Below are 20,051 nucleotides of genomic sequence, written 5' to 3'. Positions count from 1 at the left end.
GACCGACAGATCCCGTGGGTCAGAGCCACTTGTTGTGACGGAAACCGATGAACAGCCCGGTGCATAGCGTGAAGATCAGGATCAGTGCGGCCGGGTAACCCCACACCTGTCTCAGTTCCGGCATGTGTTCGAAATTCATGCCGTAGATCCCGGCGATCATCGTCGGGACGGCGGCGATCGCGACGACCGCGGAGATGGTGCGCATATCGGTGTTCTGCTGCACCCCGATCTTCGCCAGGGCCGCGCTGATCAACGCGGTCAAGGCCTCGTCCAGATCGGTGATGCGTTCGGCGACACCGGAATGGTGATCGGTGACATCACGCAGATAGCGGCGGATCTCCTTGGGCAGAACCAGGTCCGGGGTGTTGAGCAGTTTGCCCAACGGTGTCGCCAGCGGGTTGACCGCGCGACGTAGTTCCACGACTTCACGTTTGAGTTGGTATATCGACTCGACCGCGACCTGGCTGCGGGGAGTGAATACTTCCTCCTCCATCGCCTCGATATCCAGTTCCACCGCGTCGGTGACGTCGACGTAGGAATCCACGACGTGATCGGTGACCGCGTGCAGCACCGCCGGGGCGCCGTACATCAGCCGCGCCGGATCGGCCTCGAGTTCGCGGCGCACGCCGGTGAGCGCGCAATGGTCGCCGTGGCGCACGGTCACCACGAAATCGGGGGAGGTGAAGATCATGATCTGTCCGGTCTCGATGATCTCGCTGACGCTGTGCATCTCGTGCTCGCGGTGGACCACCGTACGCAGCACCAGGACCAGGGTGTCGTCGTAGCGCTCCAACTTCGGGCGCTGGCGGGCGTTGATCGCGTCCTCGACCGCGAGCGGATGCAGGTCGAATATCGCGGCGATCTCACCCATCTGGGTGTCGTCGGGTTCGATCAGCCCCACCCACACGAATCCCTCACCTCGATTGCGGATTTCGGCCAGCGCGTCGGCGGGGGTGAACCGGCCGGGCACCCGTCGACCCTCGACGTAGACACCGCAGTCGATGACCGCGCGTGCGGTCGGCACGACGATCCGCGGCACCCGGCGTCGACCGGCGCCGCGCACCGAGCGAACTGTGCGGACGGGGTGTCGTGGGTCGATCGTGGGCATCCGAGCATGGTACGGGTCGGCGTTGCGCGGCATCCGGACCCGGTATCACCTCGGGACAGGCTCGTGGTGATACCGGTCCGCGCCACCGCCGAACGGTGTCGACCCGCCGTTGCCGGTGGCGCGACTCCGAGCGTGACCCGCGCGACCGGAGCGGTTCAGCCCGTGACGCGCTCGATCCAGGCGATCAGATCGCTCTCGACCTCGTCGCGGTCGAGTTCGTTGAGGAGTTCGTGGCGCGCGCCGGGGTAGACGCGGTAGGTGATGTCGGCGGCACCGGCGTCCCGATAGCGTTGCACGGCAAGATTACTCAGCCTCAATCCGTCGTTGAGCGGATCCCTGTCGCCGACCATGATGTAGAAGGGCAGGTTCGCGGGAACCGCCGTCGGCTTCGCGAGCGCGTCGACGCCGTTGGCCGCGAGAGTGGCCATACTCGCCTCGTCTATGGCGAAACCGCACCACGGGTCGGCGACATAGGCGTCCACCTGGGCTTCGTCGCGGCTGATCCAGTCGGCGTCGGTGCGGGTGGGCTGGAACCGGGCATTGAACAGGCCGAGCAGATCACCGCCTGCGGCCGCGATGTTCTCGAACAACCCGTCGACCGCGGTCGCGCCGGAAAGCGCTACGCCATCGAGCAATTCGGCCTCCTCGAGCAGGTACTGCTGCGCGGCCATGGCGCCGAGACTGTGCGCGAACAACACCAGCGGTACCGCCGGATGCCGATCGCGCAGAATCCTGGTCAGGGCGACCATATCGGCGACGAACATATTCCAGCCGTCGGGTCCGAGGTCCCCGGGCGTCCCGGCGATGCTGTGCCCGTGGCCGCGTTGATCCGCGGCATAGACCGCGTACCCCTCCGCGACGAGCCGTTCGGCAAGGTGAGCGTACCGGGCGGCGTGTTCGCCCATGCCGTGCGCGATCTGCACGACGCCACGCACCCGCGGTCGTGACGGAGCCCAGGTGTGCACATGGATGGTGAGGCCGTCTGCGCTGGTGAACGTGAACATCGATGCGGCTCCTGGTGGACTGTTATCGGGAATTCGACACCTCGACCGGCGAAAGCGACTCGGCGAAAAGGAAAATCACCTGTTCCGAGACGGGGAATTGTGCCGACTCAGGGATCCGTAGATGCGAGCCCTCGCCGGTGCCGTGCGATCGTGGACGCCGAAATCGTGACATCGGCGAGCGCGGCAGTCCATGGGCGCGGAGCACAAGACTGTCGCCGCCGGGTTGTCGACGGAGATAATCACACCCGCCTGAGCTGCGATGATGTACCGCTCGTCGCTACCCGTCCCCGGTGGTCGAGCCGGCCGGGCGTGACGGGGGCATCTCGGTGATCCGGGTACGAAATCCGTTCGATCGGTGATGTCGGGGCGGTAGCGGGCTCTGATGTGGACGCGTTCGCCCTGACCCGGCATTGCAATTCAGGCAAATGGGTTTGCGGAAACGTCAAAACCACCGGGACAGTGCGATGGCCGAGCCGTCCTCGTCGGCGGACGGGCAGATCTCGTCTGCTGCGGCGAGTACGGGTGCGGGGGAGTTGCCCATGGCGATGCCGTGCGCCGCCCACGACAGCATCTCCAGGTCGTTGACGCCGTCGCCGATTGCCAGGGTCTGCGTCGTACTCACCCCCAGTGCGACGCGGAGTTTCTCCAGCATGGCGGCCTTGCTCACACCCGCGGCGGTCAGATCGGCCAGCGATTCGTCCGGATAGCAGCAGCATCGAATTCCGGGGAGGTCGATCTCGGCGAGAGTCGCGGCCAATGCTGTGCCGCTGTGTCCGGGCCAGTGCACGGCCAGCCGGGTGGTCGGTGCGGCGGCGAGTTCGTCGATGTCGACCAGTTCGATGGTGCCGTGGTGCATATCGGCGTCGTCGACCCGATCGGTGGCTCTCACCCCGACGCCGGGGTTCTCGGAGACGAAGATGGCACCCGGCAGTCGTTCGCGCAGTATCGCGACGGGCGTCATCAGGTCGAAGCGGACCTGCTCGACCACCTGCCCCGTCGCGGCGTCGATGAGCACGGCACCGTTGGAACAGACCGCGAAGCCGGAGGCGATATCCAGTTCGCGCAGGAACGGCAGCGTTGCCGGGGACAGTCGGCCGGTGCACAGCACCACGTGTGAGCCCGAGGTGACGACGGCTCGCACCGCCGCCCGCACGGCGACACTGATCGTCTCGTGCGCCCTGGGGTCGGTGTCGCGCGCGGCGTGCAGGGTGCCGTCGATGTCGAGTGCGACCATCATCGGCCTGCCCGCAGCGAAGATGTTGCGTGTCAACGGTACTCGGGCCGTCCGGGTCGACCCTCGAACACCGCGGCGGCGATCGTGCGCAAGGTGCCGATGGGGTCGTTGCCGAGGGGGTAGACGCCGACGTGGTTCGCGCCGGCGTCCAGGTGGGCGATCAAACCCGCGGCGGTGGTGGCGGGATCGCCGTGTATGGCGAGCGCGTCGATGACGGCGTCGCTGCCGGTGCCCACGAGGTCGGCGTCGGTGAATCCGAGGCGCCGTAGGTTGTTGGCGTAGTTGACGACCTGGAGCGCGGTCCCGGGTGGGCCCGAACGTGCGAGGGTGCGCGCGCGTTCGGTGTCGGTATCGAGGATCGCGAAGTGGCCGGGCATCAGCAGGGGGTCCGGGCCGAGAAGTGTTCTGGCGCCGCGAGTGTGCTCGGGCGTCACCAGACACGGGACGGTTCCGGCGGTGCGGTCCCGGGCCAGCCGCAACATCCTGGGACCGAGCGCCGCGAGCACGATGTGCTCGGAAGGCACTCCGGCGGTGGTGAGTTCGTCGAGATAGGACACGAGCGTGGCGTAGGGGGAGGCGTATTCGACGTGGACCTCGCGGTGGCCGATGCCGACGCCGAGCAGGAACCGGTCGGGGTATCTGTCGGTGATCCGGTGGTACGAAGCGGCGACCTCGTCGGCGTCGGCGGTCCACGCGTTGACCACGCTCGTCGCGACGACCATCCGGGTGGTCGCCTCGAGGAGGCGTTCGGCCAGTGCGAGATCGGCGGGCGGTGAGCCGTCGAGCCAGAGGGTGCCGTACCCGGCTTCCTCGACCCGCGCGGCGCGTCCCGGTGTTACCTCGTGCTCGCGCAGGTGGGCGCCGAGCATGCCTGGTTCGATACTCATGCGGCGACTTCACCACGGCGACTCGCGGCGAACCAGATCCGAAGCTCACGCACAGCGATAAGGCGACGTTATCGTTGCAGGGCAGGAAGTTTTCGACACCGGGAGATGTGATGGAATTGCGGGCGTTGCGGTACTTCGTCGCCGTCGCCGAGGAATTGCACTTCGGCAGGGCGGCCGAACGTCTGCACATCGCACAGCCCGCGGTCAGCCAGCAGATCGCCCGGCTGGAACGGGAACTCGGCGTCCGCCTGCTCGACCGCTCACCGCGCAACGTGACGCTCACAGCGACCGGTAGTCGCGTGCTCGACGCCGCACGAGACGTCCTCGCCGCCGCCGAACGGCTCCGCGTCGTGTCGGGCACGCCCGCCGTCACCCTGCGCATAGGCACCGCGGCGGGGTTGTCCGCCCGCGCGGAGCGTGGCATCGACGCATTGGGAGCGAACGGAATCCCTTTCGATGTCGTACTGGTCGACCTGCCCTTCTCCGCCCGCCTCGACGCCCTTCTCCGCGGCGAACTCGATGTCGCGCTGGTACTGGGCGAGTTCTCGGCGCCGGGACTCACCGCGCTCCCGAGCTGGACCGAACCGCTGTTGGCGGTGATGTCCCGGCATCACCACTGCGCCGAGCGCGCCACCGTCGGCCTCGCCGAACTGGCGGACGGAGTGTTGCGGATGCCCGCCCGTGACCGCGACCGTCCGCTGCACGACGCGGTCACCGCCGCACTGGCGGCGGCCGGGGTGCGGCCCGAGCTCGGACGGCCCGCGGAGTCGACTCGCGCCACGATCGTGGAACTCGGAACCACCCCGCACAGTTGGACCCTGCTCCCGGCGGGGCAGGTCGAGGAATTCGCTTCCCCCCGTGTGCGCGCGATACCGCTGGACCCGCCCGTCACGATCATCGGCAGTGTCGTCGTTGCGGCCGACGGTCCCGGTCACGCCGCTGTCTGCGCCGCCCCTGCCTTCGGCGGGGACACGACTCCGCCGAGTACGAGGTCGTTGGACACCGTGTCGGAAAGTCGGTGATCGGGCGGGGAGACCCGTTACGGGACAACGTCTTTCGAGTCGAGTAGGGGGTGCTCCGCGCCGGTCACCAGGTGGGGATGTAGCCCCCGTCGATGCGGAAGTCGGCGCCGGTGATGTTGCCGCCGCGGTCGTTCGCCAGCATCAGGACCAGGGCCGCGATCTCGTCGGGGGTGGAGAAGCGTCCGGTGTCGGTCGCCGACGCGGCGGACGCGGCGACGTCTTCCGGTGTGTTTCCCGCGGTCCGGCTCACGGTCGCCGCGACCCCGTCCGTGCCCAGCCACAGGTCGGTGGCGACGGGGCCGGGACTGATGGTGTTCGCCCGGATGCCCCTGTGTCCGAATTCCTTGGAGATCGCTTTGGTGAATGCCGAGAGTCCCGCTTTGGCGGCGCTGTAGTCGACGACGAGCGGTTCGGGGAGGGCGGCGTTGACGGAGCTGATGTTGATGATGTTGCCGCCGTTGTCGCGCAGCATCGAGGGCAGTACCGCGCGGGTGGTTCGGACGGCGGTCAGGAGATTGAGTTCCAGGGTCGTCTGCCACTGGTGGTCGGTCACCGCGAGGAATCCTTCGGTGCGTGCGGGTGCGCCGCCGAGGTTGTTGACCAGCACATCGACCTGATCGTCGGCCGCGGCGACCAATTCGTCGGGTGCCGAGGCGGCGGTCAGGTCGGTCGCGACGCGGCGGACGCGGCCGTCGGCGACGAGGTCATCGAGTTCGTGGCCGAAGGTACGTGCCCCGGCGATCACGCGGGCGCCCTCATCGGCGAGTGCCATCACGATGGCCAGCCCGATGCCGCGACTCGCTCCGGTGACCACGGCGGTGCGTCCGTGTAGTTGCGATCCCATGGGGTTCTCCTCGATCGAATGGCGGGCAACGGGAGGCGACGCAGTCGGTAGCCGTCGTGCGGGAAGCGCTTTTGCCGATGTTCGTCACCCTGTCACAGCCACCTCGACGAGGGTGATAGACGCGCGCGGGCGTCCAGCATCCGGGCACACCGCGGCTCAGGCGGTAGACGGGTATGGGCGCACCATGCGCAGGACCATGTCGACGGTGCGTTCGATGGGGCGGCGGCGGGTGGTGACAGCGAAGAGCATGACGCGGGTCCAGATGGCGCCGAGGAGCATGTCGAAGACGTCGTCGGGGTCGACGGTGGGGTCGACGCTGCCCGGCGGGGCGGCCGCCAGGATCGCGCGGAATTGCGGGCGGGCCGATACGCGCAGGTAGACCGAGGGAGCGCCCGGATTGTCCGATGTCCGGTGGTGGGCGAGCAGACCGGCGGCAGCGACCCGCGCCGCCGGTTCGCCGAACGCGGCGATGTAGGCGCGGACGAAGCGGCGCAGGTCCACCCGCAGATCGCCGGTCGGTGTGACGTCCACCGGCCGGGCGGTGGGGAAGGCGGCGTCCTCGATCAGTTGGATGCGGGAGGGCCAGCGGCGGTAGAGCGCGGACGCGTGTACTCCCGCGCGTTCGGCGATCGCTTGCAGTGTGGTCGCGTCGAAGCCGCGTTCCACGAGCAGCGCACGTGCCGCCGCTAGCGCTTTCGTATCGATCGTGGTGTCGCGTGGTCGGCCGACCTGTTGCAGATTCGCCATGGCACCTATCGTAACTCGCCGCGATATCGGGCTATTTACCCAGTTCAAATCAGGTATTACAGTCGACTATCTCCTATAAATTATAGGAGACACTCTTTCTTTATCGCCGAGCGTGTGGTTATGGTCGGATCCTGGACCCGCATCGTGGCGTGGTCGGAAGGAGTGCGATATGCGTGCGGCGGTATTGCGCGGCGGGCAGGTGCGGACACGGGTGGTCGATGATCCGGTGCCCGGCCCGGGGCAGGTGCTGGTTCGGTCGTTGGCCTGCGGTATCTGTGCCTCGGACCTGCATTTCATGGATCACCCGGAAGCCGGGGCCTACGACGACAGCGGTATGTCGACCTATGCCCAGGACGTCGATATCGTGATGGGTCACGAATACTGCGCGGAGGTTGTCGGCTACGGCCCCGGGACCGACCGGCGCATCGCCGTCGGGTCCCGGGTCAGCTCACTACCGATACTTCGAACCTCCCACGGGCGCAGGATAATCGGGCAGAATCCGGATTCTCCGGGTGGATTCGGGGAACTGCTGCTGCTCGACGAGGCGCTGATGCGGCCGGTGCTGTCGGATCTGCCGAGCGAGATCGTGTGCGTGGCGGACGCGATCTCGGTGGGATGGTCCGCGGCCGCGCGCGCCGAGTTGACCTCGCGTGAAGTGCCGTTGATCATCGGCTGCGGCGCGATCGGACTGTCGGTGATCGCCCACCTGGCCCTACTCGGGGTGTCTCCGATCGTGGCGGTGGATTTCGTCGCCGCGCGCCGTGAGACAGCACGCGCCATGGGCGCGCACATTCTCGTCGACCCCGCCGAGGTCACCCCGTTCCAGGCGTGGAACGACGTCGCCGCGTCGTCGGACTCGGTCGCCGGACTGATCGCCGTCGGGGGACCCGGCTGCGTGGTGTTCGAATGTGTCGGTGCCCCCGGTGTTCTCGACGGCATCATCGGTGGCTGCCCGCGCGGCACCCGGATCTATTCGATGGGGGGACCGCCCGGCGGGGAACACCTGAACACCCTGACCGCGAAACGCAAAGGTCTCAATATCCAATTCGGCGGTGGGCCCTTGCCCGCGCACTGGGACGACGCGTTCGAAGCGGTGTGCTCCGGGCGGCTCGACGTCACCCCGATGCTCGGCCGCACCGTCGGGCTCGACGAAGTTCCCACCGCGCTGAACGACGCCCGCGACGCGAACGGGCCCGCCCGCATCGTCGTCGTCCCCTGAACCATCGAGGAGAAGATCTATGAGCGAGATCGAGGAATTGCGGGCCGCGGTCACCGCGCTGACCGAACGGGTGCGGCGACTGGAGGATCACCGGGAGATCACCCAACTCGTCGCGCAGTACGGCCCCGCCGTCGACAGCGGCTCCGGTGCGGCAGCCGCCGACCTGTGGACCGAGGACGGACTGTTCGCCGCCGTGCCGCAAAGGATGATGCGCGGCAGGGAAGATATCGAGGCGATGGTGCACGGCGCCGGGCATCAGAGCCTGATCCACGACGGATGCGGGCACGTGCTGACCGTGCCGCACGTCGAGATAGCCGGTGACCGTGCCACCGGGCGAAGCTACGCGCTCAACATCCGCTTCGACGCGGAGACCGGCCGATTCTGGGTCGCGCGTGTCTCGGCCAATACCTGGACCTGGGTTCGTACCCCGGAGGGCTGGCGAATCAGTGAACGTGTCAACGCCAACCTCGACGGTTCCGACGGCCCTCGCGACATGCTCGCGCCCACCGACTCGTGATGCTCCACGAAAAACACCGCTGCCCTTGCCATACCGCGAATTCTCGCCGCGCAGGAAGAAGGACTCGTCCATGACCGATTTCCCCGCAACCTACGGTTCCTGGGCGGTGATCGCCGGAGGGTCCGACGGCGTCGGCGCCGCCTTCGCCCGGGGACTCGCCGCCCGCGGTATGAACATCGTGCTGGTCGCCCGCCGCGCCCCGGTCCTCGAGGACTGCGCCACCGCCCTGGAGAAGGATTACGGCGTGCGGACGAGGACACTGTCGCTGGACCTGAGCACCGAAGAGGCGATCGGCGAACTCGAGCACGCCACCGCCGACCTCGATATCGGGATATTCGTCTACAACGCCGGAAGTGACAGCCGCACCGTCGAATTCCTCGACCGCACCCTCGACGAACACCGCGCGCTCGTCCACCGCAACTGTGTCAGCGTGCTGGAAGCCGCCTATCGGTTCGGGGGCCCGATGGTGACGCGAGGCCGCGGCGCACTGGTCCTGGTCACCTCCGGAGCGGCCTGGGCCGGTGGGCGCAACCTGGCCTCCTACGGTGCCAGCAAGGCCTTCGATCTCATACTCGCCGAGGGACTCTGGGCCGAATGGCGCGAACGCGGCGTCCACGTCCTCGGCCTGGTACTCGGCGCCACCGACACACCTTCACTGCGACGCACCCTCGATATCGGCGACCGCGTCCTCGCCGACCCGCACGACGTCGCCGAACAAGCCCTCGAGCACCTCGCCGACGGACCGACCTGGATCCACGGCAGCGAAAACCCCACCGGGGGATCGCCGTTCGGTTCGCTCGATCGACGCTCCGCTGTGCTGGCCATGAGTACGCCCCGACACTGATCAGCGGGCCGCCGTGCTCATCGATAGCCCCTCGAGAGCAGATACCTGGCGCCCGCCTCGAAACCCGTCGCACCGGAACACCACGGCCTCTCGTCGGTGGCCACGATTCGGCTGGTCGCGGCGCACCCGGGATCCGGGGTCGACCCGTGAGGGACGCTGGCTCGTCGGCTACGGCGTGGCCGGTGTCTCCTACCTCTTCTATCAGGTTCCGTGCCAGGCCAGGCCTCGGTTCGGGGTGACGGCTCGGCCTACGTGCGCAGCGCCGCGACCGATATCGGGACCGGCACCTATACGGTCATGACCAGTTGGCCGCCGAACTTCTAGGACTCGACATCGACAGGTGCGGTTCGACCTCGGCGACTCCGACATGCCGTGTGCGCCGCAGGCGGGGGGATCGGGGCTCACCGGGTCACCGCGACCGGAACCAAGGGCGTCGGCGAGGTCGGATCGGTCGGGGTGCCGCCGCCATCGGCAACGCCGTGTTCCATGCGACAGGTCGCCGGATCCGGTCGCTGCCCATCACCATGGACCAACTTCTGCTGTGAGCGACAAACGTTGGCGCACAAGTTGAATCGATTCGGCACGAGGGAATTCCGGCCACCGATCGGCACGGATCCCCGACATGCTCTATGATCGACGCGATGATGAATTCTTCTGATCGCAGATTGGGGGTCCCATTCGTCCAAGGTGAGTGCTGATGCTCACTACGAAGACGAATGAGGACGATTCCCGCCTTTCCTTCTGGTCGCGCGTGCGTGAGTTCGCCGTGCCACCCTCCATGATCGAGAACGCCACCGCTCGGCGTCGCGTCGGGGACTGGGCCGGGGCCTGCGCGGCCGCCGGTTTCGATGTCGAATTCGACATGCGCGCTACGGCAAGGATTCACGGCCGTGCGCTGGCGACCGAGATCCGGTCCGACCTCCGGTATCTGGCCCCGGACCTTCTACGCTGGCACCTACCGAGGATCGCTCCCGCCGGATTGCTCCGGCCGGGATCGACGATCACGCTCGCTCGCTATCCGCGCGGCGGAGCCGGTGACCTGCATCTGGTGGTCCGCACCGCCCCCGCGTGGGCGGAGGCCGGACAGCGGGTCGGCCTCGCGCTCTGGGACGGCTCAGGAAGCAAGCTCGGCCCACATCCACATCCACATCCCCGGCCGGACCGGCGATTTCGGATGGACCTGCACCGTCACCTCTGGGACGCGCGACGGTCCGATGAACTGCGGATACGGTGCGGAGCCGAACCGGACGTCGACCGGGTGGAACCGGACCCGACCCTCCTGGAGATCGCGCCGCCGGAGCACGGCTACGCGGTCGAGCGATGGGGCGCCGAAGCGCGAATCCTGCTCGATGACGAAGGGCGAGCGGGCAATACGTTCCTGGTCAGGTCGGCCGCCGGACACCGGATCATCGCCGAACTCGGACCGACAAGCGTGCGGATCGCGACGGCCTATCCGGCCGGAGCCGTGTCCGCGCTGCCGGTCCTGCCCTACGCCGCGACCTGGCGACCGCCGGACCTGGAACTGCTACGCGCCGAGGCGATCTCGCCCGATCGACTGCATCCGTTGGTAGCCGCGGCACTGGCCCCGGGCTGTTCGCCGAGCGAACAGGTCCCGGCCTCGATCCGGGCGGAGCGAACGCACTCGGTGGAATGCGGTGGCAGGCAACATCGAATCGGCCTGGTCGACGGTGTGCTGTCCGCGCTGGACCACGATCCGGACGAGATCCGGCGCGAGGAACTCCTGGCGGCCCTGACCGGCACACCGGTGCCGTGCCTGCAAGCCATCGATCGGGCCCATCGCCGACCGGATTGCCTCGAGGGCGTCGGTGAACGTCTCGCACACGGCGACGTCGCGGGCGCACTCCGCGTCGTCGAGGGTCTACTCGGTCCCGAAGCGATCCTGCGCGAGGGCGCACTCCGGGACCTGCTCACAGCCGCCGCGGAACAACGAATCACCCACGGGCTCTACCGGTCCGGCCTGTCCGAACCCCAGCTCACCCCCGAGTACCCCGGCGCCCGCCGTCCGCGGGCTCGCCGCGCGCATCCACGTCACGCGACGCGCGACTGACCTCGCCGCAGCGCACACCCCGGCGGGCGCGGATCACCGCGCCACGCCCGCTCGACACACCACGACGGCGCGACCGTCGAACCCATCGATCCTGCTACGACACAAGGTGATTCCTATGACTACCGCTGTCACGGGCTCCGCTGCCCACCCCTCGACCGGTCACGATTCCCAACTCGATATCGCTGCCGATCTGCTGACACTGCTCGGCGAGTCCGCCACCGAGCCGCGGACAGATATCCAACTCGAGGCCCTCACCCTGGCGGTGGCCGCCGACCTGCCGGTGCTGCTGTGGGGTGAACCGGGAATCGGCAAGACCGCGGCACTGACGCAGCTCGCCGAAACCCTGGATCTTCCGCTGACCACGGTGATCGCGAGCGTGCACGAGCCATCGGACTTCTCCGGGCTGCCGATCGTCGGTGACAATCCGTCGGAGCACGGCGTTCCGATGGCGCCACCGGACTGGGCGGTGCGATTGGTCCGGACCGGCCGGGGGCTGCTGTTCCTCGACGAGCTGTCCACCGCGCCGCCCGCCGTGCAGGCCGCGCTGCTGCGGCTGGTGCTGGAGCGGCGGATCGGTTCGCTGACACTGCCGCCGGGGGTCCGCATCGTGGCGGCGGCCAATCCGCGTTCGTCGGCGGCCGACGGCTGGGAGTTGAGCGCTCCGTTGGCCAATCGGTTCGTGCACCTGCAATGGGTACACGATCACGACGTGGTCGTTCGTGGTCTCGGCGGTATCTGGCCGCGCGCGACGATGCCGCGACTCGACCCGGAAAAGCTCACGGAGGCAGTGGCGTTCGCGCGTCGCGCGGTCTGCGTACTGCTCGCGGCGCGCCCGAAACTCGTGCATCAGATGCCGAGCAGCGAAGCGCGCCGCGGCGGTGCGTGGGCATCGCCGCGAAGCTGGGAGATGACACTGCGGCTCATCGCGTTCGCCACCGCGGCGGGATCCTCGAAGGATGTGCTGTCGGTGTTGGTTCGCGGCGCGGTCGGTGACGGCCCGGGTTTCGAACTGCTGACCAGCCTGGACCGGATGGACCTCCCCGACCCCGAGACGCTGTTGGCCGATCCGGCGAACGCGCAGCTGCCCGAGCGCGGAGATCTGCGCCAGGCCGTGCTCGACGGTGTGGTCGCCGCGGTACGCAAGCGCCCGGAGCGATCCCGCTGGGACGCGGCGTGGGCACTGCTGGTCAGGGCGTGCGATACCGGGGCCCCGGACCTGGTGGTCGTTCCCGCGACCACGCTCGCCACGTTGCGCCGAGGCGAGTGGCAGGTGCCCGCGTCGATCGAGAAACTCGCCGGGGTGGTGTCGGTGTCGCAGCGCGCCGAGCGCGCCGCCGATCTCGTGCGGGCGGGCCGATGACCGCTCGGACCGTTGATCGGGCACTGGATCTGGAGAAGCTCTTCGCCGCTCGGCTCTATGCCGTCCGAGTCCGGCCCTACCTGGCGACCGCACTGTTCGCTCTGCGCGTCGTCGAATCTCATCGAGTCCCGACCATGAGCGTGGACCGGCACTGGCGCTGTTACGTCTCACCCGCCTTCGTGGACCGCCTGCCCGTCGAGGAATTGGCCGGTGTCCTGGTGCACGAGGTGTCGCACCTGCTGCGCGACCATCACGGCCGCGGCGATCGTTTCGCCCGCGAGCACGAACTCAGCGGCCCGGGGGAGCGACTGCGCATGAACATCGCCGCGGACTTCGAGATCAACGACGACATCTTCGGTGACGGTCTGGTCCGGCCGCGGGGTGCGATCCTGCCCTCCGATATCGACTTGCCCGCGGGCAAACTCATGGAGGAGTACCTGACGGAATTCCGGTTCGGCACCTACACACCCGGCATGGCGTGGCTCGACTGCGGCAGCGGCGCGGACGGTCTGGACCGCGAGTGGGAACTCGGGCCGCTCGGCGCCGACGGACTCAGCGAACAGGAACGCGACGGCGTGCGCTTCCGGGTGGCGCAGGGCATCATCGGCCGCCCGGGTAGCGTGCCCGACGGTTGGCAGCGCTGGGCGCGGGAAGCGTTCCATCCACCGCAGCCGTGGCGCGATCTGCTCGGCGCGGCACTGCGCGGTGCCTTCTCGGCCCCCGGAGTCGGCGAGGACTACACCTATCGCAGACCCTCGCGTCGTTCGGCCGGTGTGCCCGGCGCCGTCCTGCCGAGCCTGCGGCGCACCCCACCTCGTGTCAGCGTGATCATCGATACTTCCGGTTCGGTCAGCGACGTCGAACTGGGCAGCGCCCTGCTCGAGGTGACCGCCATCTGTCGCGTCGTGGGCCTCGGCCGCGGTCAGGTCACGGTGCTGTCGTGCGACGCGGCCGCCCGAATCGCGCACCCGCTGTGCGCGGCCGAGGGCATACCGCTGATCGGCGGCGGCGGCACCGACCTGCGCACGGGTTTCGCCGAAGCCCTTCGCGCCGCGAACCGCCCGGATGTCGTCGTGGTCCTCACCGACGGCCAGACACCCTGGCCCGAGACCAAGCCGAGTTGCCGCACCGTCGTCGGCCTGTTCCGCCGAGCCTTCACCGGGAGCGAGAACGATCCCGACTACATCCCGGACAGCCCACCGGACTGGGCGCGAGTCGTCGACATCGGCTAGGCACCGCGTTCACGGCGGTGTCGGCTGCTTACCCTCGCGGGCGTCTTCGAGATACCTCATCACCGCGCCCGCACTCGCGCCGTGGACGATCACGGACAGCACGATCGTGAAAGCCGCTATCGCCCAGATCGTTTCGGCCTGGGATCCCAGGTCTGTCCGGGTCAGGCCGTAGGACGCGTAGTAGAGCGAACCGATACCGCGCACACCGAAGAAGGCCGTCACGGCACGTTCGTTGCGATCCATCTCGCGGCATCGCTGAAGTGACAGCCACGCGGCGACAGGCCGGAACACGAAGACCAGCAGTACGCCGAGTGCGGCTCCCTGCCAGGTCAACGCCGCCAGCAGGCCCGTCGTGAGTGCCGCGCCGAGCAACAGCAGCACGACGAGCGTGAGGACGTGCTCCAATTGTTCGACCAGACCGTGCATCTGCTCGTGGTATCCGCTGTCACGCTCGATTCGTCGAATCGCGAGAGCGCAGGCGAACACGGCGAGGAATCCGTAACCCCCGACGAGTTCGGTGAGTCCGTAGACCGCGAACACCGCCGCCAAGGCGACGATCGGTTCGCCACGGTCGGCCAGTCGCGCGTCTTTGACGGGGAACCGGAACATGCCACGCCCGAGCAGGTCGCCGACGATGCTCCCGACGAAGGCGCCGATGGCGATCTTGGCGACGAGTTCCCCGGCGAGCCAGCCGGCGAGCCAGGTCCGCGCCGATCCCTCGGTCGCCAGGAAGATCGCCAGATAGACGAACGGGAAGGCCAGGGCATCGTTGAGTCCCGCCTCGGAGGTGAGCGCGAAACGGACCTCGTCGTCCTCCTCGGCCGAGCCCGGACCGCCGGGCGTGGGTCCCTCGACCTGGACATCCGAGGCCAGCACCGGGTCCGTCGGCGCAAGCACGGCGGCGAGGAGTGCGGCGGCGGCGGGTGTCAGCGCCGCGGCCCACCACCCGAAGACCGCGACGGCCGCGATGGACAGGGGCATCGCGATCAGCAGCAGACGCCACGTCGAACCCCAGGTGCGCCAGTTCAAGGGGCGGTCGATGGCGAGCCCGACACCCATGAGGGCCACGATCACGCACAGCTCGGCGAGGTGTCCGATCACGGCGGGATGGGACAGCGGCGATACCGCGCGCAAGCCTGTCGGCCCGATCACGAGTCCGCCGAGGGCCCCCACTCCCAGCATGAGCATCGGAGCGGTGATCGCTCGATCCTTGAAGAGACGGGGAAGCATCGCTGCCGCGAGCAGGGCGATTCCGGCTGCCAGGTACACGCGTTCGATATCGAGGTCGGTCATCGTTGTTGCTGCGCCACCGCGCATGTCACCTGTCGCTCGGAGTAGAAAATCGAGATCTACCCGGCCGTCGCCGTCCGAAACTCACACCGGCATCCGCCGTCGGATCGGCCGAGCGGCTCGGCTGAACATCGGCATCGGATGCCTTGTCCTCGGCCACAAGGTCGGGCCGGGTACTTCGTCCGCCCGTGCAGTGACGGCACGCGCTGTCGGGACCAGACTTTGGATACCGCCACGGCGCAGCGTCGCGTATCACATTCCGATCTGTGTTGTGTTCTGTGCCATACGTATTCCGTGTGGCCGCGGTGACGAACCGATGGGAATACCGAAGATGTTTGCAAAGAGGCAACGCATGCGCCGCATCGTCGCGTGCGCCACAGTCGTCGCGGGGGTAGCTCTCGCGCAGGGGCTCGGCGGATCGGCGGGCGCGGCACCGGTTTCGGAGGCCGAACTCGATACCTTCGCCGACATGGTGTCCGCCGGACTCGAACCGGCGGCGGACGGTCGCAGGCCCGAGCCGATCGTCGACACCGGTAGCGGGTCTCCCTGGGGCCGGAGCAGCGCGGCGGCGGCGGTCGGTGAAGGTCCCGAGATGACCGCTCCGCTGGCGGCCTTCGCCTACGGACTCCTGCACCCCGATGTCGCTCCGCCGGGCGCGAACAAGTGGGACTGCCGCCCCACCGCCGAGCATCCGCGTCCTGTCGTGCTGCTGCACGGCACCTGGCTCAATGCCTATGACACCTTCTCCTACCTGTCGCCGCGGCTGACAGGCGCCGGATACTGCGTGTTCGCGCTGAATTTCGGCCGGTCCGGGCTGTTGGAGGGCGGCGGGCTCGGCGCGGTGCTGCCCGGACGTTACGGGGTCGGCCCGATGGAGGAATCCGCGCGCCAGGTCGCGCAATTCGTGGATCGGGTGCGCGCGGCCACCGGCGCGGACAAGGTCGACATCGTGGGGCACTCGCAGGGCGGCACGGTCGCCAACCGCTACCTGAAATTCGACGGTGGCGCGGACAAGGTCGCCGCGCTGGTGACCTTCGGCGCCACCCACCACGGCACATCCCTGATGGGGATCGCCTCGCTCGGCCGGGCCATCAACAATCTCGGGGTGAACATCCTCGGGTTCTACGAACCGATCGTCGGGCTGTCGAATATCCAGCAGGCTGTCGGCTCGCCCTTCTACGCCGCGCTCAACGCCGACGGCGACACGGTGCCGGGCGTGGAATACACCGCGGTCGGGTCCCGCTACGACGAGGTCACCAATCCCTACGACTGGACGTTCCTGCGCGCCGGAGCCGGAGCGACCGTCCACAACATCACGTTGCAGGACGGCTGCGACCAGGATCTGTCCGATCACCTCACGCTCATGTACTCGCCGCGCGTCGCGAGTATCACCCTCGCCGCGCTGGACCCTGCGGGCGCGAAACCACTGGTCTGCACGTTCAACCCGTGGCTGATCGGCGGGGGCGGCGGACTGTGAGTCCGCGGGAATGAGCGCGACCCGACTGTGCGCGCAGACCGAGCACATCGTGGGGCAGTTGCTCGCGACGATTCCCCGGCACGGCGGACGGGGAAATCTCCTGCGCGAGGAGATACGGGGCGTCGTCGCGGGATGCCTGGACCTGGTGTCCCGCGACGGGCCGCGTCCAGCGACCGGCATGTCGCGCATCCACCGGGCCGCGGTCCGGTGGGCGGTGGTCGGAGTGCCGATCGAGACCGTGCACGGGATGGTGCGCGAAGGCTTCCGCCTGCACATGGACGGTTCGGCCCCGTACTCCCCGGGCCACGGCGAGATCGGTCGTCTCATGGACGCGCTGCACGCCGTGACCGCGACGGTGTCGGCCGCCTACCGGGAGATCACGCCGTGCGCGGACCGCGCCGAGCAGCACGCCGTCGCGGCCGCGCTGCTCGCGGGAAGGCGCGGTGCCAAGGTCGCCCGCGAATACGGTGTGCCGATCGCCGAGGGCTACACCGTGCTCGCGGTATCGGCCGACCCGGCGAACGAGGGCTCGGCGGCGGATTTCCGGGATGCGCTGTCGCGCCGTTCCGGGCAGCTGGTGCCCGCGTTGCTCAGCGGGTTCGGCGGCACGCTCCTGGTCCCCGGTGCGTTCGAGCCCGAGGTCCGCGAACTCCTCGCCGGGACGTCGCTCACCGTGGCCGCCGTCGGCACGACCGCCGACCGGATTCCGGCGGCAGCCGACATCGCGCACGAAGTGCTCGACGTCGCGCGCAGACTCCACGGGCAGCCCGGGCTCTACCGATTCGATGATCTCGCGCTCGAATATCAGCTGACCAGACCGGGACCCGGCCGAGACCGTCTGACCGCCGTCCTGGACCCGCTCGGCGCGCACCCCGAACTGCTGCGCACCCTGCGCGTGCACGTGCGCAACGACCTCAACCGCAGGCTCACCGCACGAGCACTGCACATCCACCAGAACACCGTCGACCACCGGCTCAAACGGATCGGTGTGCTCGTGGGACTCGACTCGTCTCGTCCCACGTCGCTGTGGTGGTTGCGGGCGGCACTGGTGGCGCGCGGCTACACGCACCCCGATGAACCGGGGCCGGACGACTGAGTAACCGCGACCGACGCGGCTCACGGCGACGGTGGTCGGGTCCACTATCGCGGTGGTCGTGGCATGAGATTGCCGCGGAACGGTGCGGCGTAGGGGTTGCGGACCGAGTGGGACCGGCGTTCGCCGGAGCGCGCGGCGGCCGCCGGTGTCGCGTTGTCACCGGTCAATCGGTCGACCGCACGTTCGAGGATCGGCAGGATATCGGCGGCATCGAGATCCTCGTCGGCGCACCGCACGACCATCGCGAAGGACATATTGGCAAGGATCAGGCCGATATCGGTCGCGTAGCGCGGATCCGCGCCCCCCAACAGCGCCGAGGCCGCGGGTAACAACGCGTCGACGCTGCGGGCGTCCAATGCCGCACCGCCGGGACTGCGGCGCACGTGGGCGTAGGCCTGCAACATCCTGGGGTTGCGCTCCCACGGCTCGAAGACATAGGACAGCAGGCGTACGAGTCCGTCGTGCAGGGTCACGTCTGCGCGCGGCAACTCGACCGCCGCGAAACAGTTGTCCGCCATCCAGCGTCCCAGCGCGGTGATGATCAACTCGTCGCGGGTGCGGAAGTGTTTGTAGACCGTCGACAGCGAGACGTGAGCGCGCCGCGCCACTTCCCGGAGCTGGACCGCTTCGTGTCCCTCGGACTCCAGCAGTTCGAGCACCACGGCGATTATCCGCTCACTCAGAACCTCGTTCCGGTTCACGCCTTCAGGCTACCCGCGGCGCCCGGAGCAGCACCGATGTCGCTCGGTCCGCGAACCCCTTGCCAAGTTCTCGTGATAGGTGCTATACATCACCCATCTCGAGCTGAGCGATCGCTCAGCTCGTGGTGAACCCGCCGCGAAGCCGATTCGCAGGTGGTGCGGGCGACGCGGTATTCACCTGTCGGGCAACCGATCTCGGAGGTGGCATGTGCCACAGCCGACCTGGGAAGCTGCCACCCTTCCCCGGACACGTTGCCGCCGTGATGGCATGCGCGGCGGCAACGTGTATGCCGTCGGTCGACCGGAGGGGTCGAGACGCGCTCAGGGCTCGAGGTCGACCACGCCTCGACCGGTCGCGAGGTCGAACGGCACCGACACCTGGTCGTGCGCGATCAACCAGAGGCCGTCGATCTTGCGGAAGCCGTACGTGACCCGGACCCACATGCCGTTCGTCGCCGCCCCGTTCTTCAGTGTGCCGCTCAGGCGAGCGAAAGCATGTCCGAACGCCACATCGTCGCCGACGGCGAATGTCAGGTCGCGCACTTCGTAGTCGACGCTCTCGAAGGCCTGGAACACCGTCGCCCAGTTCCGGAGTTTGGCCGCTATCCCGACATGCTGGAGCGGCGGTTCGACATCGAAGGACACGACATCGGTCGTGTACAGCCGCTCGAGGGCCCCGAGATCCTTGGCCCGCAGTGCTTCGACGGCCTCGGCTATCCGCTCGCGGATCTCGACCTCGTCCACCGCGTCACGTTCAGCGCGTGGCCGGAATTCGTTCGGCGTCGTCATGATCGGTTCCTTCCGCATCGATGGTGTCGGTGGCGGGTCGGCGCAGCGGAGCGAGTGCGGAACTCCACGCGACGACCTGATCCAGCATCTTGTCCAGGGCGGCGGTGGGACGGTCGCCCGGTGTGAAATCGGTGTGGTTCTCGAAATCGGTGTGCAGCGAAATCGCCGCCTGGGGACCGACGGCGGCCATGCCCAAGGTGCCGCAGAGCTGCCGTAGCTGCGACGCCGCGCAGACGCCTCCGTGCACGCCGTAGGAGACGAATCCGACCGCCTTGTCGGCCCACTCCGCGTACACGTGGTCGATGGCGTTCTTCAGCACCGAGGGGGCCGACTGGTTGTACTCGGGAGTCACGATCACGAATCCGTCGAACGGGGCGACCCGCTCGGCCCAGGCACGGGTGTGCGAGTGGACGGAGGGGCCGAACATCGGCGGCACGGACTCGGCCAGATGCGGCAGCGGGTGCTCGCACAGGTCGATCAGTTCGAAGTCGGCGTCGTCACGCCGCGACGCGATGTCCAGGACCCACCGGGCGACCTGCGGCCCCTTGCGGTGGGGCCGCGTGCTGCCGAGGATTATGCCGATTCCGGTCATATCAGGAACTCCTGTTCTGC

Annotated in this window: 19 protein-coding genes; 9 read left to right on the top strand and 10 right to left on the bottom strand. The window is 68.4% G+C overall.

Translation table 11 applies throughout. The features are described from left to right. Nucleotides 1–19: 19 nt before the first annotated feature. From DAT37_RS20765 to DAT37_RS20750, 4 genes are all read right to left on the bottom strand, one after another. Nucleotides 20–1,108 carry a magnesium and cobalt transport protein CorA gene (locus tag DAT37_RS20765; RefSeq protein ID WP_109526479.1) on the bottom strand — a complete coding sequence of 363 codons (1,089 nt, stop codon included), beginning with the start codon at nucleotides 1,106–1,108 and terminating at the stop codon, nucleotides 20–22. Nucleotides 1,109–1,263: 155 nt separating this feature from the next. Next, on the bottom strand, nucleotides 1,264–2,112 hold the full coding sequence (locus tag DAT37_RS20760) for an alpha/beta hydrolase (RefSeq protein ID WP_109526478.1): 849 nt from the start codon (nucleotides 2,110–2,112) through the stop codon (nucleotides 1,264–1,266). 442 nt (nucleotides 2,113–2,554) lie between these two features. Beyond that, the gene (locus DAT37_RS20755) at nucleotides 2,555–3,382 is read right to left on the bottom strand and encodes an HAD family hydrolase (RefSeq protein WP_109526477.1); all 828 of its coding nucleotides are present in this window, start codon (nucleotides 3,380–3,382) and stop codon (nucleotides 2,555–2,557) included. Continuing rightward, nucleotides 3,379–4,233 carry a TIGR03620 family F420-dependent LLM class oxidoreductase gene (locus DAT37_RS20750; protein WP_109526476.1) on the bottom strand — a complete coding sequence of 285 codons (855 nt, stop codon included), beginning with the start codon at nucleotides 4,231–4,233 and terminating at the stop codon, nucleotides 3,379–3,381. Before DAT37_RS20750 ends, DAT37_RS20755 begins: the two co-directional genes overlap by 4 nt. Before the next feature lie 110 nt (nucleotides 4,234–4,343). Between DAT37_RS20750 and DAT37_RS20745 the strand changes: the two genes are divergently transcribed. Further along, complete coding sequence (locus tag DAT37_RS20745; RefSeq protein ID WP_109526475.1) at nucleotides 4,344–5,255, top strand: LysR family transcriptional regulator; 912 nt, start codon at nucleotides 4,344–4,346, stop codon at nucleotides 5,253–5,255. Between the two features lie 64 nt (nucleotides 5,256–5,319). Here the strand turns inward: DAT37_RS20745 and DAT37_RS20740 are convergent, their stop codons facing one another. Both DAT37_RS20740 and DAT37_RS20735 read right to left on the bottom strand, forming a co-directional pair. After that, entirely contained in the window at nucleotides 5,320–6,099 is a 780-nt protein-coding gene (locus DAT37_RS20740; protein ID WP_109526474.1) for an SDR family NAD(P)-dependent oxidoreductase, read from the bottom strand. A gap of 156 nt (nucleotides 6,100–6,255) precedes the next feature. Next, the gene (locus tag DAT37_RS20735) at nucleotides 6,256–6,846 is read right to left on the bottom strand and encodes a TetR/AcrR family transcriptional regulator (RefSeq protein WP_109526473.1); all 591 of its coding nucleotides are present in this window, start codon (nucleotides 6,844–6,846) and stop codon (nucleotides 6,256–6,258) included. A gap of 169 nt (nucleotides 6,847–7,015) precedes the next feature. On the opposite strand from DAT37_RS20735, the gene DAT37_RS20730 reads away from it, so the two are divergent. From DAT37_RS20730 to DAT37_RS20700, 6 genes are all read left to right on the top strand, one after another. After that, entirely contained in the window at nucleotides 7,016–8,065 is a 1,050-nt protein-coding gene (locus DAT37_RS20730) for a zinc-binding dehydrogenase (protein ID WP_109526472.1), read from the top strand. Between the two features lie 19 nt (nucleotides 8,066–8,084). Then, nucleotides 8,085–8,582, top strand: coding sequence for a nuclear transport factor 2 family protein (locus DAT37_RS20725; protein ID WP_109526471.1), 498 nt, complete (start codon nucleotides 8,085–8,087; stop codon nucleotides 8,580–8,582). Between the two features lie 70 nt (nucleotides 8,583–8,652). After that, nucleotides 8,653–9,426, top strand: coding sequence for an SDR family NAD(P)-dependent oxidoreductase (locus DAT37_RS20720; RefSeq protein ID WP_109526556.1), 774 nt, complete (start codon nucleotides 8,653–8,655; stop codon nucleotides 9,424–9,426). A gap of 697 nt (nucleotides 9,427–10,123) precedes the next feature. Further along, complete coding sequence (locus tag DAT37_RS20710; RefSeq protein WP_109526555.1) at nucleotides 10,124–11,494, top strand: hypothetical protein; 1,371 nt, start codon at nucleotides 10,124–10,126, stop codon at nucleotides 11,492–11,494. A 115-nt stretch (nucleotides 11,495–11,609) separates the two neighbouring features. Then, on the top strand, nucleotides 11,610–12,854 hold the full coding sequence (locus DAT37_RS20705) for an AAA family ATPase (RefSeq protein WP_109526470.1): 1,245 nt from the start codon (nucleotides 11,610–11,612) through the stop codon (nucleotides 12,852–12,854). Continuing rightward, a complete protein-coding gene (locus tag DAT37_RS20700; protein ID WP_109526469.1) occupies nucleotides 12,851–14,086 on the top strand; it encodes a vWA domain-containing protein in 1,236 nt (411 codons plus the stop codon). The genes DAT37_RS20705 and DAT37_RS20700 overlap by 4 nt, the downstream gene beginning before the upstream one ends. Before the next feature lie 9 nt (nucleotides 14,087–14,095). Here DAT37_RS20700 and DAT37_RS20695 read toward each other — a convergent pair whose 3' ends face one another. Further along, nucleotides 14,096–15,379 (bottom strand): cation:proton antiporter, encoded by a 1,284-nt coding sequence (locus DAT37_RS20695; RefSeq protein ID WP_109526468.1) that lies wholly within the window; start codon nucleotides 15,377–15,379, stop codon nucleotides 14,096–14,098. Between the two features lie 349 nt (nucleotides 15,380–15,728). Here DAT37_RS20695 and DAT37_RS20690 point away from each other — a divergent pair, with 349 nt between their 5' ends. Both DAT37_RS20690 and DAT37_RS20685 read left to right on the top strand, forming a co-directional pair. Next, on the top strand, nucleotides 15,729–16,853 hold the full coding sequence (locus DAT37_RS20690; protein ID WP_198654372.1) for an esterase/lipase family protein: 1,125 nt from the start codon (nucleotides 15,729–15,731) through the stop codon (nucleotides 16,851–16,853). Between the two features lie 10 nt (nucleotides 16,854–16,863). Further along, on the top strand, nucleotides 16,864–17,949 hold the full coding sequence (locus DAT37_RS20685; protein ID WP_109526466.1) for a helix-turn-helix domain-containing protein: 1,086 nt from the start codon (nucleotides 16,864–16,866) through the stop codon (nucleotides 17,947–17,949). 44 nt (nucleotides 17,950–17,993) lie between these two features. Here DAT37_RS20685 and DAT37_RS20680 read toward each other — a convergent pair whose 3' ends face one another. The 3 genes from DAT37_RS20680 to DAT37_RS20670 all read right to left on the bottom strand — a co-directional run bounded on the left by DAT37_RS20680 (nucleotide 17,994) and on the right by DAT37_RS20670 (nucleotide 20,031). Beyond that, a complete protein-coding gene (locus tag DAT37_RS20680; RefSeq protein WP_232839895.1) occupies nucleotides 17,994–18,650 on the bottom strand; it encodes a TetR family transcriptional regulator in 657 nt (218 codons plus the stop codon). 321 nt (nucleotides 18,651–18,971) lie between these two features. Continuing rightward, nucleotides 18,972–19,439, bottom strand: a complete 468-nt coding sequence (locus tag DAT37_RS20675) for a YybH family protein (RefSeq protein WP_109526465.1) — start codon at nucleotides 19,437–19,439, stop codon at nucleotides 18,972–18,974. Next, nucleotides 19,405–20,031 carry an NADPH-dependent FMN reductase gene (locus tag DAT37_RS20670; protein WP_109526464.1) on the bottom strand — a complete coding sequence of 209 codons (627 nt, stop codon included), beginning with the start codon at nucleotides 20,029–20,031 and terminating at the stop codon, nucleotides 19,405–19,407. The genes DAT37_RS20675 and DAT37_RS20670 overlap by 35 nt, the downstream gene beginning before the upstream one ends. Nucleotides 20,032–20,051 lie beyond the last annotated feature (20 nt).

This window comes from Nocardia aurea, from assembly GCF_003123685.1.
Taxonomy (GTDB): Bacteria; Actinomycetota; Actinomycetes; order Mycobacteriales; family Mycobacteriaceae; genus Nocardia; species Nocardia aurea.
This window is presented reverse-complemented; position numbering and strand designations above follow the sequence as displayed.